The 18,101-nt window shown below is 35.4% G+C and carries 13 protein-coding genes, 1 other RNA gene and 2 pseudogenes; all 16 read left to right on the top strand.

Features of this window, described 5'->3' with window-relative positions; all coding sequences use genetic code 11:
- Window positions 1-28: 28 nt before the first annotated feature.
- Window positions 29-1,015, top strand: a complete 987-nt coding sequence (locus G634_RS0116275) for an ABC transporter permease (RefSeq protein WP_026506155.1) — start codon at window positions 29-31, stop codon at window positions 1,013-1,015.
- A 16-nt stretch (window positions 1,016-1,031) separates the two neighbouring features.
- A complete protein-coding gene (locus G634_RS21015) occupies window positions 1,032-2,711 on the top strand; it encodes an ABC transporter permease subunit (RefSeq protein ID WP_026506154.1) in 1,680 nt (559 codons plus the stop codon).
- Window positions 2,712-2,814: 103 nt separating this feature from the next.
- The gene (locus G634_RS0116265) at window positions 2,815-3,948 is read left to right on the top strand and encodes an ABC transporter ATP-binding protein (RefSeq protein WP_026506153.1); all 1,134 of its coding nucleotides are present in this window, start codon (window positions 2,815-2,817) and stop codon (window positions 3,946-3,948) included.
- Window positions 3,948-4,973 (top strand): ABC transporter ATP-binding protein, encoded by a 1,026-nt coding sequence (locus G634_RS19745; protein ID WP_051234194.1) that lies wholly within the window; start codon window positions 3,948-3,950, stop codon window positions 4,971-4,973. Before G634_RS0116265 ends, G634_RS19745 begins: the two co-directional genes overlap by 1 nt.
- 239 nt (window positions 4,974-5,212) lie before the next feature.
- Window positions 5,213-6,583 (top strand): MATE family efflux transporter, encoded by a 1,371-nt coding sequence (locus G634_RS0116255; RefSeq protein WP_051234192.1) that lies wholly within the window; start codon window positions 5,213-5,215, stop codon window positions 6,581-6,583.
- Between the two features lie 93 nt (window positions 6,584-6,676).
- The gene (pepF, locus tag G634_RS0116250) at window positions 6,677-8,476 is read left to right on the top strand and encodes an oligoendopeptidase F (RefSeq protein WP_026506151.1); all 1,800 of its coding nucleotides are present in this window, start codon (window positions 6,677-6,679) and stop codon (window positions 8,474-8,476) included.
- A gap of 43 nt (window positions 8,477-8,519) precedes the next feature.
- A complete protein-coding gene (locus G634_RS0116245; protein WP_026506150.1) occupies window positions 8,520-10,196 on the top strand; it encodes a M3 family oligoendopeptidase in 1,677 nt (558 codons plus the stop codon).
- A 144-nt stretch (window positions 10,197-10,340) separates the two neighbouring features.
- Window positions 10,341-10,595 (top strand): preprotein translocase subunit SecG, encoded by a 255-nt coding sequence (gene secG / locus G634_RS0116240; protein WP_026506149.1) that lies wholly within the window; start codon window positions 10,341-10,343, stop codon window positions 10,593-10,595.
- A 194-nt stretch (window positions 10,596-10,789) separates the two neighbouring features.
- A pseudogene (gene rnr / locus G634_RS19740) lies at window positions 10,790-12,895 on the top strand (ribonuclease R); the annotation flags it as partial.
- A gap of 416 nt (window positions 12,896-13,311) precedes the next feature.
- Window positions 13,312-13,776, top strand: a complete 465-nt coding sequence (gene smpB, locus G634_RS0116230; RefSeq protein WP_026506147.1) for an SsrA-binding protein SmpB — start codon at window positions 13,312-13,314, stop codon at window positions 13,774-13,776.
- A 48-nt stretch (window positions 13,777-13,824) separates the two neighbouring features.
- A pseudogene (locus G634_RS21010) lies at window positions 13,825-14,004 on the top strand (hypothetical protein); the annotation flags it as partial.
- Between the two features lie 122 nt (window positions 14,005-14,126).
- Window positions 14,127-14,480, top strand: a transfer-messenger RNA (tmRNA) gene (gene ssrA / locus G634_RS21005).
- A 248-nt stretch (window positions 14,481-14,728) separates the two neighbouring features.
- Complete coding sequence (locus G634_RS0116220) at window positions 14,729-15,190, top strand: GAF domain-containing protein (RefSeq protein WP_026506146.1); 462 nt, start codon at window positions 14,729-14,731, stop codon at window positions 15,188-15,190.
- A 37-nt stretch (window positions 15,191-15,227) separates the two neighbouring features.
- Window positions 15,228-16,295 carry a polysaccharide pyruvyl transferase family protein gene (locus tag G634_RS0116215; RefSeq protein WP_035800546.1) on the top strand — a complete coding sequence of 356 codons (1,068 nt, stop codon included), beginning with the start codon at window positions 15,228-15,230 and terminating at the stop codon, window positions 16,293-16,295.
- Window positions 16,296-16,304: 9 nt separating this feature from the next.
- Window positions 16,305-17,492, top strand: a complete 1,188-nt coding sequence (locus tag G634_RS19735; RefSeq protein WP_051234191.1) for a Coenzyme F420 hydrogenase/dehydrogenase, beta subunit C-terminal domain — start codon at window positions 16,305-16,307, stop codon at window positions 17,490-17,492.
- A 274-nt stretch (window positions 17,493-17,766) separates the two neighbouring features.
- Window positions 17,767-18,101: hypothetical protein (locus tag G634_RS21450; protein WP_035800543.1), on the top strand; the 335-nt coding region annotated here is incomplete at its 3' end.

The raw sequence follows: 18,101 nt of genomic DNA, 5'->3' as shown, positions 1-18,101 counted from the left end.
CAAAATAAAGGTAAGAGGTAAGAGACAGATGTGGAAATTTATTGTTAAACGACTTATGATTTCTGTGGTATTGTTGTTTTTTGTATCACTGATCATCTATGGCATTATGCGTTGTATGCCAACATCATATGTTGAACAGCAGGCTATGCAGCTTTCACAAAGACCAGGTTCTAAGAGTTATTCAGAATGGGTTGATCAGTTAAATGCCCAATACGGTCTGGATTCTGGAATTATTGGTGGATATTTTAAATGGGCTTCCAAAGCTATTACTTTAGATTTTGGTGATTCATGGTATTTCAATCAGCCGGTTCTTGCAAAATTTAAGAGCGTAATTTGGTACTCTTTTTCACTTAGCCTTATTGTATTTATCTTAGAAATATTAATTGCTATTCCATCAGGTATTGCAGCAGCTAGAAAGCAGTATTCATTAACAGACTATTCTGTAACAGTTATTGCACTTATTGGTATTTCACTTCCTAGCTTCTTTTTTGCAACATTACTTAAGTATATTTTTTCAATCAAGATGAATGTTCTTCCATTGTATGGTATCGTTGGAAGAAATTATGGACAGCTTTCAAGTTTTGGCCAGATTATGGATATGGCTCATCATATGGTACTTCCAACAATTACACTTACAGTTGTTTCTGTTGGTTCTTTGATGAGATATACACGTGCTAATATGCTTGAGGTTTTGAATTCTGATTATATTAGAACAGCAAGAGCAAAGGGACTTTCAGAGAATGTTGTTATAAATCACCACGCTTTTAGAAATACTCTTATTCCTATTGTTACACTACTTGGCGGTTCACTTCCAGGTCTTTTTGGTGGTGCAATGGTTACTGAGACTTTGTTCCAGATTCCTGGAATAGGATACACATCATATCAGGCAGTAGTTCAGGGTGATATACCTTTTGTTATGTTCTATATGGTATTTATGGCTGTATTAATACTCCTTGGTAATCTTATTGCTGATATTTTATATGCAGTAGTAGATCCGCGAGTAAGAGTAAACTAAGGAAGGTGGATTGGAAATGAGTATGGATAACAAAAAAGTTGAAAATAGTGAAGGTCAGCCAAAGAAACTTGATGATGCTTCACGTATTAAAACATTATCTCCGGGAATGATGGTTGCCAAGCGTTTTTTCAGAAATAAGCTTGCAATCGTTGGACTTTCAATTATAGTGGCAATGTTTCTTTTTGCTTTTGTAGGAGGTGCTGTTTGCCCTTATTCTGAAAGTGAAGTGTTCTACACTAAGGAACAGATGTCCAAAAAATATGCAGGTGTAACAGAAATTAAAGAGTTCCAGTATCAGAATGTTGATGGAGTGAAACTTCCTAAAGATGTTGCATCTAAGATGATTCTTGCTACTACTAAAAAGAGTAATATTGTTGAGACAAGAGATGGTTCACTTGTTGGTCTTGACAATGTTGGTAATGATTCTTATGTTATGTTCCTTATAACTAAGACAGAAAAGAAACTTGACACTGCAGCTGGATATAAGGATGCTGTTGACAATAACAGACATTCTTTTACAGAAGGTAACAAGACATATTTCTTTGATGATGCTGATGGAGTAGTATTTTATGATGCTACCGAGGCAGCTATAGCTACAAAAGTATCATTTACAGCTTATTCAGATGACATTAAGTTTACATATGATTTCTATCGTTCAGCTATTATTGCTATGGGAAAGAATGAGTCTACTTTTGAGTCAGAAGGAAAGAACTATTCCGTAACTCAGGATGGTAGTTCAGCACTTATTAGTCTTGATGGTAAAGAGTACGCATTTATCTCTGCTAATAATTTCAATGCTATTGAAAATGGTGTATTCCTTAGCCCTGCATATAAGATGGCTGCTATTGAAGCAATAAATGCAGATGCAGGTAAATTTACTTTTGCTGATGAAAATGGCAAAGATGTTGAATATACATATGAAAATAAAAATGGTCAGTATGTGATTTCAAGCTTCAAGAGCACACAGGTAATTGATAAATATGCAAAGCCGTCTTCAAAGCACTGGGTTGGTACAGATGGAAATGGAATGGATCTTCTTGCAAGACTTATGTTTGGTGGTAGAATTTCCCTTCTGATTGGTTTTGTTGTTATTTTTCTTGAAGTATTTATTGGTATGGTTATCGGTGGAATAGCTGGTTTCTTTGGCGGATGGGTTGACAATGTTCTGATGAGACTTGTTGATATTATTTATTGTATTCCGTCTATGCCTTTGTACCTTATTTTGGGATCTGTAATGGATTACTATCATGCTTCATCAACATTTAGAATTTATATGCTCTGTATTATCATGGGTGTTATTGGATGGGTTGGAATTGCCAGAATCGTACGTGGTCAGATTCTTTCTCTTCGTGAGCAGGAATTTATGATTGCTGCAGAGGCAACAGGTATCAGCATACCTAGAAGAATTTTCCGTCATCTTGTACCGAACGTAATGCCACAGCTTATTGTATTTGCAAGTATGGGACTTGGTGAAGTTATTCTTGCTGAGGCAACACTTAGCTTCCTTGGTATGGGTGTTAAGTATCCTTCAGCTTCATGGGGAAGTATCATTAATGCAGTTAATGATTCCTTCGTAATGACTAATTACCCATTTGTATGGCTTCCAGCTGGTATATTCATCCTTCTTACAGTACTTGCATTCAACTTTATAGGTGATGGTCTTAGAGATGCATTTGATCCTAAGATGAAGAGATGATTATAGACCAAAAGGTAGATACAGATTATAGTATTTTAGATTAGTAACATGTGAGAAATACTTGTATTTCTCACATGCAGATATATCGGGAGAATAAGTAATTATGGCAAAATCAAATTATATCTCCGCTAAAGAATCCAGGAGAATTTCCAAAGAGAATCGAAAAATCACCTCCGAAATTGAGAAGCGAAGAAATAGAAAACATATTCCGGAAGAGGAATATGTTACAAAGATGAAAGATCCTAATAACTGTGTTGAGTTTGATAACGTAAAGACATACTTTTTTACAGATATAGGAACTGTTAAAGCTGTTGATGGTGTATCTTTTGATGTGCCTCAGGGAAAAACAGTAGGTATAGTTGGTGAGTCTGGATGTGGTAAGTCAGTAACATCACTTTCTTTGATGCAGCTTGTTCAGCGTCCGGCTGGTCAGACTGTAGGCGGAGAGATTCGTTTTAATACAGGTGATAAAGCTATTAGCGTTGCAAATGCACCAATGTCAGTAATGCAGGAACTTCGTGGAAATAAAATGTCTATGATTTTCCAGGAGCCTATGACAAGTCTTAATCCTGTTTTCCGTATTGGAGATCAGGTTGATGAAATCATTGCTCTTCACAATAAAGACATGAGCAAGGAAGATGTTAAGAAACGTACTCTTGAAATGCTTCAGCTTGTAGGTATTGCTAACAAGGAAGGTGTTTACCGCATGTATCCACATGAGCTTTCTGGTGGTATGCGTCAGCGTATTATGATTGCTATGGCTCTTGCATGCAATCCTAAGCTTATTATTGCTGATGAGCCTACAACAGCTCTTGATGTTACTATTCAGGCTCAGATTCTTGATCTTCTTAGAGGACTTAAGGAAAAGATCAATTCTTCTATCATGCTTATTACACATGACCTTGGTGTAGTAGCAGAGATGGCTGATTATGTAGTTGTTATGTATGCTGGTCGAGTAATTGAAAAAGGTACAGCACAGGAAATCTTCCATGATCCAAGACATCCATACACAATTGGTCTTATGAAGAGTAAGCCGGTTGTAGGTCAGAAGGTTGATGAACTTTACAGTATACCTGGTAACGTTCCAAATCCAATTAATATGCCTAATTATTGCTACTTCAAGGATCGTTGCGATAAGTGCATAAGTAAGTGTGAAGGTGCATATCCTGGTGTTTATCATGTATCCCCGACACATGAAGTAAGTTGTTATTTGTGCGATGAAGGGGGTACAAAATAATGTCAGATTATATTCTTCAGATAAAAAATTTAAAAAAGTATTTCCCTATTAAGGGTGGATTTTTTGGTGGTGTAACTGGCCAGGTTAAAGCAGTTGATGATGTTTCTTTTAACATTGAACGTGGTACAACAATGGGGCTTGTTGGTGAGTCTGGATGTGGTAAGTCAACAACTGGTAGAACTATCCTTAGACTTATTGAGAAAACTGATGGAGAGATTATTTTTAACGGTCAGGAAATCAGTAAGTTTGATAAGAAGCAGATGCATGATCTTCGTACAAAGATGCAGATTATTTTCCAGGATCCATATTCTTCACTTTCTCCTCGACTTCCTGTAGGTGAGATTATTGGAGAAGCTGTTCGTGAACATAACATAGTTCCTGAAGCAGAATATGAAGAATATCTTTCAAAGGTTATGAAAGAATGCGGACTTATGGAATACTACAAAGAACGTTATCCGCATGAGTTCTCTGGCGGACAGAGACAGCGTATCTGTATTGCAAGAGCACTTGCTCTTAAACCAGAATTTGTAGTATGTGATGAACCAGTATCTGCTCTTGATGTTTCTATTCAGGCTCAGATTATTAACTTGCTTCGCAAACTTCAGAAAGACAGAAAGCTTACTTACCTCTTCATTTCACATGATCTTTCTGTAGTAGAGCATATATCTGATACTGTTGGTGTTATGTATCTTGGAGGTCTTGTTGAGACTGGTAAGACAGAGGGAATTTTTGCACATCCTCTTCATCCATATACACAGGCTCTGTTTTCAGCTATTCCGATACCTGATCCGGATAGAAAACTTGATAGAATTCTTCTTGAAGGAGATATTCCATCACCTGCAAATCCGCCTAAGGGATGCCGATTCCACACAAGATGTACACATTGTATGGAGTGCTGTAAGATAGAAAATCCAAAGGCAAAGGATTTCGATGGACATGTTGTTAAGTGTCATCTTTATGATGAACTTGAAAATGGGGAAACTAATAAGGCTATCGAAATTGCTGATAATCTTCGAAAGAAGTAATTAAAAACAATTTGAGTATATAATATCTAGTTGTTGCCTACCGCTTTATGCATATAGTGTTAACAAAATTGACTTAACACTACCATGCAATAAGCGTGTAGGCAGAATTTAAAAATAATTTTTTCTTTTTAGGGTTATTAAATATTCTAAATTCATTTCTTTAAAGAAAAAGTGTATTGTAACTAAAACTAGTAATACTTAAATTATTATATTGTTTAGAATTAAATAGATAGGAAATAATGAAAAAAGAATCACATAGCATAGCAGATAAGAATGTCATGACTTCTGGCTGTGTATGGTCGAAGATGACATTGTTTGCTATTCCAATATTTCTTGGTAATTTATTTCAGCAACTATATAATACGGCAGATTCTTATATTGTTGGCAATTATCTTGGCACAACAGCTTTATCTGCTGTTACAAGCGCAGGAAGTCTTATATTTTTGCTTATTGGATTTTTTCAGGGACTTTCGATGGGTGCAGGAGTTGTAATAGCAAGATATATAGGTGCAGAAGATAAACAGAGTATTGAGAAATCTGTTCATACAGCTGTAGCACTTGGTATAGTAAGCGGTGTTCTTATGACTATTATTGGCGTATTTTTTACACCCAAAATTCTAGTATTAATGGGAACGCCTGATAATGTAATGCCAAGTTCGGTTGCTTATTTCAGATTGTATTTTTTAGGTTCTATTGGCTTTGTTATGTATAACACACTTATGGGAATATTGCAGGCTGCAGGAGATAGTAAGCATCCGCTGTACTATCTTATTATTTCGTCAGTCATCAATATTGTGCTAGATATAACACTGATAGGATTCTTCAAACGTGGTGTATGGGCTGCTGCTTTAGCAACTGCAATTTCTCAGCTTGTAAGTGCTGTTTTATGTTTTATTAGATTGCTGAACATTAATGCTGATTACAGAATAAGAGTAAATCTGATTTCTTTTGATGGCATAATGCTAAAAAAAATCATAAGATTTGGACTTCCTTCTGCATTTCAAAATTCAATCATTGCATTTGCAAATATTGTAGTTCAATCCAATATTAATAGTTTTGGAGAATATGCAATGGCAGGAGCAGGTGCATATTCCAAAGTTGAGGGATTTGCATTTTTACCTATAACAAGTTTTGCTATGGCGATTACTACATTCGTAAGCCAAAATCTTGGAGCAGGTAATATTGATAGAGCAAGAGAAGGCGCAAGATTTGGAACAACAGTGTCTGTAATAGTAGCAGAAATTATTGGAGTTTTTATTTTTATTCTTGCTCCAGTATTTATTAGTTCTTTTGACAAAACAAGTGAAGTGGTTGATTATGGAACAGTGAGAGCTAGAACTTGTGCATTGTTTTTTTGTCTTCTTGCTTTTTCACATGCAATGGCGGCACTTATGAGAGGTCTTGGAAAAGCTATTGTTCCAATGGTTGTGATGCTTATATGCTGGTGTATTATTAGAGTGTCCATACTGGTATTTGTTGGATATTTTATCCATAATATAGCAGTTGTAAACTGGGTTTATCCAATAACATGGTCACTTAGTTCTATAGTATTTGCTGGCTATTATTTGAAAACACCGTTGTTGAGAAATAAAGAAAAAGACCATATTTAACTAACTTATAAATAGCGGCTTTGAAAAGAGCCGCTTTTAGATAAGATATATGTAAGCTTTGGCTAACTATTTGAATTATTAAAGGGGATCAAAATGGAAGAAAAAAAGATTTTAAAAAGAAGCGAAATTCCAGAGCAGTATACATGGAATCTCAAGGATATCTATAATGATGTCAACGAATGGAATGACGATCTTGCTAAAGTGTATGAATTATTGAAAAAAGTGGAAGATTACAAAGGTAAGCTTTCATCAGATGCAAAAACACTTTTGTCCTGGTTCGAGTTTAATGACGAACTAGGCGAGCTTATATCCAAGGTATATGGTTATTCCAGTCTTGAGGCTGATCAGGATGTTTCTAACAGTGAAACACAGGCTAGAAAGGGTAAAGCATTAAGCGCTTATGTTGCAATTAATAGTGCTCTTTCTTTTGCTGATACAGAGATTATGGAAATTGCAGATGACAAGCTTGAAGAATTCTTTAAAGAGGAAGAAGGCCTAGAATTATATAGACTTGCGATTAAGCGTATCAGACATCGCAAAGATCACATGTTGTCTGCAAATGAAGAGCGAATAATTGCTGCAACAGGTGAAATGGCAAATGGACCTGCAACGATTGGAAATGTGTTTAGAAATGCAGATATTAAGTTCCCGGATGTGGAAGACTCAGAAGGAAATAAGCATAAACTTACTCAGGGAACATATATTTCTCTTATGGAGAGCTCTGATAGAAAACTTAGAGAGAATGCTTTCAAGACTTTCTATGAGACATGGAAAGACCATGCGGCTTTGTCAGCAGCAATTCTTGATGCTCATACAAAACAGCAGACATTCTTCTCTAAGATTAGAAAGTATAACAGCAATCTTGAGGCTGCACTTGATGCTACAGAAGTTCCTACAAGTGTATATATGAATCTTATTGATACAGTTCATAAGCACATGGATTCAATGTATAGATATATGAAACTTCGTAAAAAGCTGTTGAATGTTGATGAGCTTCACATGTATGATTTGTACAATCCAATAGTTGCTGATGTAGATGAGAAGATTACTTTTGAACAGGCTAAAGAGAATGTGTTTGAAGCTATCAAACCTTTGGGAGAAGATTATGCGAAAGTTGTAAGAACAGCTTATGATAACAGATGGCTTGATGTATATGAAAATGAGGGAAAGAGAAGCGGTGCTTATTCTTCTGGATTATCTACACCTCATCCATATATTCTTCTGAATCATAAGGATAACCTTAACAGTCAGTTTACACTTATTCATGAGACTGGACATACAATGCACAGCTATCTTTCTGTTCATAATCAGCCAAAAGTCTATAATGACTATGTGATTTTCGTTGCTGAAGTTGCAAGTACCTGCAATGAGGTTCTTATGATGAAGAATCTTTTGTCTAAAACAACAGATAAGAAGAAACGTGCATACCTTATCAATTATTTCCTTGAACAGTTCAGAACAACACTCTACAGACAGACAATGTTTGCTGAGTTCGAACTTAAGATAAATGAGATAGAGGAAAACGGCGAGACACTTACAAGTGAAGTAATGAATAAGATTTATTATGATCTTAACAAGCTTTACTATGGTGAAGATGTTGTTGTTGATGAGGGAATTGCGCTTGAATGGTCAAGAATTCCTCATTTCTTCTATGATTACTATGTATATCAATATGCAACAGGTTTCTCTGCGGCTATTGCACTTGCTACTAAGATTCTTAAAGAAGGTGAAAGCGCTGTTAAAAACTATCTCAAGTTTTTATCATCAGGCTGCAGTGCAGATCCTATTAGCCTTTTGAAGATAGCAGGAGTAGATATGAGTTCTCCAGCTCCTATTGAAGAGGCTCTTAAGGAATTTGACAACCTTATCACTGAGATGGAAGAATTACTTTAATATTTTTTAGTTTTCGAAAAATGATAGCAGAATGGAGATGTATATGAAATTTTCTGAAATGCCATATAAGCGTGCTGACATAGAGAAAATAAAGAATCAGTTCGTAGAACTCGAGAAAGAGTTCGATAATGCAACTTCCGGAGAGGAACAGTTTGAAGTTCATAAGAAGTATTATGAACTTCAGAATGAGTTTAACACAGAGTTTAATATTGCATATATCAGACATGATGGCGATATGACAGATGAGTTCTATTCAAAAGAATCTGATTATTATAATGAAGTGCTCCCTGTAATTGCAAATCTATGTGTACATTATGAGCAAAAGCTTGCCACTTCTAAGTATCGTGATTATCTCGAGAAAAAGATTGGACCAGTTGCTTTCAAAAACATGGAGCTCGCTGCAAAATCTGTTGACGAAAAGATTCTTCCACTTATGCAGGAAGAGAACAAGCTTCAGGATGAGTATAATAAGCTTCTTGCTACTGCAAAGATTGATTGGAATGGCGAGACTTTGAATCTCTCACTTATGGAGCCATATCTTCGTAACAGTGATAGAAATGTACGTGTTGAAGCATGGAAAAAATATTCACAGTTTTTTGCAGATAATAAAGAGCAGATGGATGATATCTATGATAAGCTTGTAAAGAATCGTACTCTTCAGGGAACAACACTTGGATACGAGAACTATCTTCCACTTGGATATGCGCGCATGCGTAGAAACTGTTATGGAATGGAAGATTTGAAATCATTCCGCGAGCAGGTCAAGAAAGATTTCGTGCCATTTGCTGAAAAACTTCATGAAGTTAGAAGAAAGAGACTTGGTCTTGATCATCTACATTTTGAGGATGAGGGAGTATATTTTAAAAATGGAAATCCAGCTCCAATCGGAACTCCTGAGCAGATTTTGGAAAATGGACGAAAGATGTACAATGAACTTTCTCCTGAAACTGCAGAATTCATGAATTTCATGTGTGAAAATGAGCTTTTCGATGTACTTGGCAGAAAGACGAAGAAAACTGGTGGATATATGACATATATACCAAGATATAAGTCACCATTTATTTTCGCCAACTTTAATGGAACAAGCGGAGATGTAGATGTTATTACACACGAATGCGGACATGCATTCCAGGGATTTGTTGTGCGTAACGATGAGATTATCGAGCATACAGATATAACAATGGAAACAGCAGAGACACATTCTATGTCAATGGAGTTCTTCACAGAGCCATGGATGAAGATGTTCTTTGGTGATAGAAGTGATGATTATATCAAGATGCATTTTGAAGATTCATGTATCTTCATCCCTTACGGAACAATGGTTGATGAGTTCCAGCATATTGCATACAGCAATCCAGGACTTACTCCTAAGCAGAGAGATGAAGTGTGGAAGGATCTTGAGCGTGAGTACCGTCCGCACATGGATTATTCAGGAAATGCTCTTTATGAGGGTGGCGCTTTCTGGCAGAATAAGCACCATATTTATGATAGCCCTCTTTACTACATTGATTATTGTATCGCAGGAACAGATGCTCTTCAGTACAAAGCGTGGATGGATAAAGATTATAAGGCTGCATGGGCAAGTTACTTGAAGCTTTGCAATCTTTCTGCTTCTGATTTCTTCAATGGACTCATTGAAAAAGTTGGCCTTAAGAATCCATTTGAGGATGGTTGCTTAAAGTCAGTTGTAAGTGAACTTGAGAAACATATCTTGTTTTGAACTTGAAATATTTGCAATGTTATGCTAATCTATTAAATATCTGTTTATAAAAATAATTAATTAGACTATACTATAAAAAGGGCTAAATAGTTACTATCATAGACATGCAGTAGCTGGTTTTAGCCTATGGAGGTAGAGATTTAGATGGGAATCGGGTTTTTTGTTAAATTATTAGTTAATGCAGTTTATTTGGTAGTGTGCTTAGCATTGCTTGGACTTATTATGGCTCAGCAGGGCAAATCTCAGGGACTTGGAGCTTTGACAGGTCAGACAACTGAGACTTATTGGTCCAAGATTAAAGGACGTTCCAAAGAGGGAATTATGATTAAGGCTACAGTGATTTTATCAATCGCGTTTTTTGTTTTGAGCCTTCTCCTTAGTATTGGAAAGTTGGGTTAATAGTAAGTTTTTATGCGGCACTCTTATTTTATATAAGAGTGCCTGTTTTTAGTTATGGTGGAAATATGTCTAAGAAAAACAAGAAGAAAAGTGAAAGCAAGTTAGTATTGAAGAAATCAGGGACAAAGGGAAAATCTAAAAGAGTAAAAGAAAATTTCATTTCTGAATTTAATGTTTCTCCTGATAGAAAGAGAATGGTAAGAGATTTTATTTTTGATACTCATTATTCTCCAATGAAGGAAAAAGAGATTGCAGCTTTTTTACAAGTTGAAAAAGAAGATAGAAATGAACTTGCAAGAATTTTGCAGGAGTTAGTCGAAGAGAACCAGATAGAAAGAAATAAAAGAGGTCGTTTTATAAAAGGACAAAACCATGTGTATGGAACATACACGTCTAATGCTAAAGGGTTTGGTTTTGTCACAGTTGAAGGTAGAAGTGAAGATATTTATATCTCTGAATATAATACTGGTGGAGCATTTTTAGGAGATACGGTAGAAGTTAAGATATTACCTGATCAGGGCGGAAGAAGAACAGAAGGAAAAGTTACTCAGATTGTAACAAGAGCCATTACAAGTGTTGTAGGAACATATGAGAGTTCCAGAACTTTTGGATTTGTTCACCCAGATAATAATAAGATTCCTAATGATATTTTCATCCCTAAGGAAAAGAGCAGAGGAGCTGTAGATGGTGATAAGGTAGTGGTGGAACTTACTTATTACGGAGATATTTTTGCTGATAAAAAGCCTGAAGGAATAGTGTCAGAGATAATAGGTAATGTAAATGATCCAGGCGTAGACATTATGTCTATTGTGAAAGGATATGACCTACCAAATGAGTTCCCTGAAAGAGTAAAGAATCAGGCAGAAAGAACTGCTGATACTGTATCTGAAGCTGACTGCGCAGGTAGACAAGACCTTAGAGATGTTATGATGGTCACAATCGATGGTGAGGAGAGTAAAGATCTTGATGATGCAGTAAGTCTTACAATTGATGATAACGGACTATATCATCTAGGTGTTCATATCGCGGATGTTGCCAATTACGTTCAGGAAGGCTCTGCTCTTGATAGAGAAGCTAAAAAAAGAGGAACCAGCGTTTATCTTGTAGATAGAGTTATTCCAATGCTTCCGCATAAGTTGTCAAATGGAATATGTTCTCTTAATCATGGCGAAGACAGACTTGCAATGTCATGTCTTATGACCATTGATAAAAGCGGAGATATTATAGATCATGAAATTGTAGAATCTGTTATAAATGTTGATGAGAGAATGACTTATACAAGCGTATCGAAAATTATTCTCGACCACGACGAAGAGGAAATGGCTAAGTATGAAAAGCTTGTACCAATGTTTGAACAGATGTATGAACTTGCAAAAATACTAAAAAAGAAAAGACACGAACGTGGCGGAATAGATTTCGAAACTCAGGAAGCAAAGATTATTCTTGATAGAGAGGGTAATCCATTAGATATTATTAGAGAACAAAGAGATGCTTCGCATGAGCTGATAGAAGATTTTATGCTAGCTGCAAATGAAACAGTTGCACAGCATTTTTATTGGCTTCAGACTCCTTTTGTATATCGTTCACATGAGCAGCCTTCTGCAGAAAAAATAGATACATTAAAAACATTTATCAAAGGTTTTGGATATGTTCTTAGCACTAAGGGTCAGGAAATAAGACCAATGGAAATTCAAAAGCTGATGCAAAAAATAGAAGGGACACCAGAAGAAGCAATAATTAGCAGAGTTGCTCTAAGAAGCATGATGCAGGCAAAGTATACAACAGAGTGTATGGGACATTTTGGACTTGCTTTGAATTATTATTGTCATTTTACTTCTCCTATTAGAAGATATCCTGATTTGCAGATACATAGGATTATCAAAGATGTCATAAGAGGCAGAATGAATGACACCAAAATAGCTCATTATAACGAGATACTTCCAGATATTGCAGTTCATTGCAGTAAGACTGAAAGAAGAGCAGACGATGCCGAAAGAGATACAGACAAGCTCAAAAAAGCTCAGTTTATGGAACAGCATATAGGAGAGTGTTTTGACGGCGTAGTTTCAGGTGTAACTGCGTGGGGAATGTTCGTAGAGCTTGATAATACATGTGAAGGACTTATTCGACTTTCTTCGATGTATGATTATTATATTTTTGATCAGCAGAATATGTGCCTTGTAGGAGAGGAAAGCGGTATAACCTATCATTTAGGTCAGAAAGTTCGTATAAAGGTAATCGGTGCTGATAGACTTGAAAAGAGTATTGATTTTGCAATTGTAGAAGACTGGATGGATGAAGACAGCATTAAAGTTAATCGCGAGTCCTATAGACACAAGAAAGTTGAAGAAGCAAGAAAAAGCAAAGAACTTCTCGAAGAATCAAGATTAGATGAAGATGTAGAAGAATTTGATGAAGATTACTTTGAAGAAGGATACTTTAATGAAGATGAATTAGCTTCAAAACTGGAAGAACTTCTCGAAATGGAACCAGAGAGATTTGATGAAGAAGATAATCTCATGACTCCAGCGGAAAAGAGAGCATTAGAGCGTAAGAAAGAACTTTTAAAGAACTATGAACCAGATGGAAGAACAGGAAAACCGCGTCCCAAAAAAGGTCATAAAAAGTATAAGGTGCACAAATTTAAAAAGTCAGCTACGTCTAAAGCACAACGTGACAAACAAAAGAAAAAGAGAAAGTAGTCAGGGGCAGAATAATGGCAGAAGAGAAAATAAAGTTGGTTGCCAATAATAAAAAGGCATATCATGAATATTTTATTGAAGAAAAATATGAGGCAGGAATTGAGCTTGTTGGAACAGAAGTTAAATCTATCAGAATGGGACGCTGTTCGCTTGGAGAATCTTTTGTAGTAATCGCAGGTGGACAGGCGCAGCTTTGCGGAATGAATATCAGTCCTTATGAAAAGGGAAATATTTTTAACAAGGATCCGCTTAGAGTTAGAAGACTTCTTTTGCATAAGAATGAAATTCTTAAAATGGAACAACAGGTTAAGATAAAAGGATATACACTTGTTCCTCTACAGGTTTATTTCAAAAGAGGCAGAGTTAAGGTTGAAATAGGACTTGGCAGAGGTAAAAAGCTTTACGACAAACGTGAAACTGCTGCAAAGCGCGATCAGCAAAGGGCTGTTGAAAAAGAATACAAGCTAAGATTAAGATAAGTATTATCACAGAAAACAGCTTTATCTGATTTTAATAAGAACTGGCCAGGCGTAAAGATGGAACTTGTAGATAGTGCAAATCGCTTATACAAAGTAGATATAGATTCCTCTAGAAATTATAAGTATATCATTTTCAATAACAATGCAGGTATACAGACGCGAGATTTGAATCTTCCAGATAAAACTTCAATTTATACACTTGAAGATAATGGTAAATGGGAACAGTAAGCTGAAGCATACAGGCTGATGTTTGATTTGGAAAGTTATAAGGTGAAATGTTTTTTTATTCGAAAAAGTCTTGCAATTGCAAGGCTTTTTTGTTAGAATTAAATTCTATGAAAATTAAATAAGGGCTAGTAAAGGTTTCGACAGGGGTTTTGAAACTGGAGAAGCTATCCGCGAGATGGTGCGTTAAACCTCAAATTAAAATTAAACGCTAACGATAACGAATTAGCATTCGCAGCCTAAGTGCTGTGGCCGTCAGCCTTAGTACACCTACATATTAAGAATCTGACGTCAAACTTGTAGGAAACGACATAGTCAAAGCTTTGAGACTATGGGCGTATCATGAAGCTACTAAATAGATTTGTTCGTAAACTGATGGGTCTATGAGGGAATGGGATTTTCCAAAACAGTTTACTATGATAGTAGAAGGACAGCGGACGGACTTTTGGACACGGGTTCGACTCCCGTCTAGTCCACTTTTTAGAAAACATAGCAGTTGTGCGACTAAGTTAAACAAATCGCATGATTGCTATGTTTTTTTATAAGACAAAGATATTTTACGAAGTTTGTTTTGCTTACCGGTAGGCTTTTAATCTAAATGTCATTGAGTTTAGATAAGTCTTTAACTATAATCAAAAATGAACTGCAAAGCGCAAATTTATATATTGTGTAAAAAACATTTTAGATATATGATAGATATATTGTGGTTATTAGTGAAAGGATAGTTATGACAGATTATAGATTATTAACTGAGCAGTTAAAGGCTTTAGCTGCAGATGAACCAAATTTTATACCAGTTCTTTCCAATGCATCAGCACTTTTGAAAGAGAATTTGGAGGATTTAAACTGGGCAGGTTTTTATTTGATGAATAAAGGCTCACTTCTTCTAGGTCCATTTCAGGGAAAAGTAGCATGTATAAGAATTGCTTTAGGAAAAGGTGTATGCGGAACAGCAGCAGATAAGGATGAAACATTAGTAGTTGGAAATGTGCATGAATTTGCTGGACATATAGCATGTGATTGCGCATCTAATTCTGAGATTGTAGTGCCAATACATAAAAATGGCAAGTTGGTAGGTGTACTTGATATAGATAGTCCTTTGCTTGATCGTTTTAGTCAGGATGATAAAAATGGACTAGAAGATTTCGTGAAGGTTTTGGAAGAAATAACTGATTTTTCAGATTTGTAATTATCAGTTTGTGAAAAGATGAGCTTTGGGGGGAATTTTGAAGAAAAAAAGAATTGGTATTATAACCATTGTAGACAACAATATTGGAAACAGATTGCAGAATTATGCGTTGCAGGAGTTTCTAAAAAGCAAAGGTTATGATGTAAAGACTATTGGATGGAGAAAGTTCAATAGAAAAAAAGTAGTATTAAAATCTTTTGTGAAGAAATTTTATTTGAAATTAACTCGCAAGAAATCTTATAACTACACATGGGAATTATTTGATCTAAATATCGATTGGTCTAACGATATTATTCCATATGGTGCAACGAGTGTAGACGCACATGTTAAAGAAAAATATGATTATTTTGCAGTTGGAAGTGACCAGGTATGGAATCCGTACTTCTATTATTATGTGCCTAGAGCCTTTCTTAAATTTGCAGATAAAAAGCAGAGAGTAGCTTTTTCTGCCAGTTTTGGTGTCTCTGAAATTCCAGATGAGTATGTTGAGGAATACTCAAAGTGTCTTTCGGAATTCAAGGATATTTCTGTAAGAGAAGATGCAGGTAGAGAGATAGTGGAGAAGCTTACAAAAAAAGAAGCTACAGTTCTTGTTGATCCTACTATGCTGATAGCTAAAGAAAAATGGAGCAGACTAGCCAAAAAAAGCAAGTATAAGCCTAAAGGACGGTTTGTAGTAAAGTATTTTCTAGGAGAAAAATCTGAAGAGTACGATGCTTTTATAAACAGAAAAGCAAAAGAAATGAACGCTGAGGTGATAGATATTCTTAATTCAGATAAGACGTGGATTATTGGACCTGCTGAGTTTCTTTATTTATATCAGAATGCAGAAGCGGCTTTTGTAGATTCTTTTCATGGAAGCGTATTTTCTATTCTATTTAATAAACCTTTTGCTGTATTTGACAGGATTGGAACAGATGGAACCGGAAATATGAATTCGAGAATAGATACTTTGTTAAAAACTTTCGAGCTTGAGGATAAAAGAGTCAAATCAGGAAGCTTTTTATCTGATTTAGACATGACTTATAATGAAGAAACGGTTAGGCATATATTGGAAAGAAAGCGTTTTGAGGCTTCCGAGTTTGCAAAAAGAGTGTTTAGTTAGGAAAAATAGATGAACAAAAATTCGATTTGTATAGCTGCTTATAGTAAAAGTGAAGATAGGCTTAAATCATCTTCGGGAGGAGTTTTTGCAGAGCTTTCTAAAAAAGTTCTTGAGAAGAATGGAGTTGTTTTTGGAGCTGCTATTGATTCAGATGGAAAAGTATTTCATAAATATGTTACAAAAAAAGAAGATTTGAATCAGCTTTTAGGAAGTAAATACGTTCAAAGCAATATAAATACAGCTTATAAGGATGTAAGAAAATTTCTAAAAGAAGATAGAATTGTTCTTTTTTGTGGAACTCCATGTCAGAATGAAGGACTATTAAAGTTTTTAAAATCAAGACCTGAAAATTTGATATTAGTCGATTTTATTTGTCATGGTGTTCCTAGTCACAAGGTTTTTTCATCATATTTAAAAGAAATATCTAATGGAAAAGAGATAGATAAGATTTCTTTTAGAAATAAAGAAAACGGATGGCTTGATTATTCTTTTAAGGTTAGTTATAAAGATGGCATTTGTTTTAGTGAAAACTTTAAAAAAAATGCCTATATGCGCGGATTTGTGTTCGACTTCTTTTTAAGACCATCTTGTTATAAATGTACTTTTAAAGGTGTTGATAGAAATACTGATATAACAATGGGAGATTTTTGGGGAATTCAAGAAGAAGAACCAGAATTTTATGAAAAAGATGGTGTTTCTGTACTGATAATTCATAGCGAAAAGGGACAAAAACTTTTTTCTGAGATTGAACAGGTAGTAGTAAGTAAAAAAATAAGTGCTGATGAAATTGTAAGACATAATCAGTCACTTGTTAAGGCATCTAATGAAAGTGAAATGCGGACACTCTTTTTTTATGAAATGAAAAAAGGTGTAAAAAAAGCAGTTGATGGAATTATTAATCCTAATAAGGTTCAGAAATTAAGAAATAAGATATATAGAGTTGGTCGCAAGATTATACGCAAATGCTTAAAGAAAAAAATGAATACTTTATCATCAAACACAGGTTCAAAAAAAGTACCTGTTTTGTTTGAGCAAAAGGAAAATTGTTGTGGATGTTATTCTTGTTCAAATGCTTGTCCTGTATCTGCTATTACAATGCATGAAGATAAAGAGGGGTTCTTTTATCCGAAAATTCAAAAAGATTTGTGTGTAGGGTGCAATAGTTGCAAGAACGCATGCCCTATAAATAAAAAATAGTATAAAAATATTCAAAAAACAGTTATAATATTAATAAGAGTTTTGAAAATACAGTAAAGCTGTCGAAAACATAAGGGAAATGTTATCGGCAGCTATAAATTTCTGACAATAAGCAGTCGATATATTTTTCGAGGTGGCATCGTGTCAATGCCTTTGGACAGGAGGTCTTGAGGCTGGTATATTGTATAACTCTTTTTGCCTGATATTGAGCGCATGCAGTATGCTAGATGTCTGAATTTTTTATGAAAGTTGATTTCAAGTGAAAGGAGTCACTATGGAAAACATGAGCATAGAAGAAATTTTGGCAGGTCAGGATTTATCAACTGCAAGTGTAGATGATTTATTAGCTGCAATGAAGGCAAATGAAGCAGCTCTTAGTCAAACAGATGAGGCTGCAGCAAAGGAAATGGCAGATGCAGCAAAAGCTCTGGAAAGCGCAATGAATCCTGATTATCAGGCTTCAGAGATACCTCTTGAAGAAATGCAGGCAAATGATTCGCAGGTCATAGAAGAACCGGTACTTGCGGAAATGCCAGAGATGCCAGAAATGGCCTTGGAAGAACCGGTAATGGCAATGCCAGAACCTGAAATAGCGTTAGAAGAACCTGC

It is taken from the genome of Butyrivibrio sp. NC3005 (assembly GCF_000424545.1).
GTDB lineage: Bacteria > Bacillota > Clostridia > Lachnospirales > Lachnospiraceae > Butyrivibrio.
This window is presented reverse-complemented; position numbering and strand designations above follow the sequence as displayed.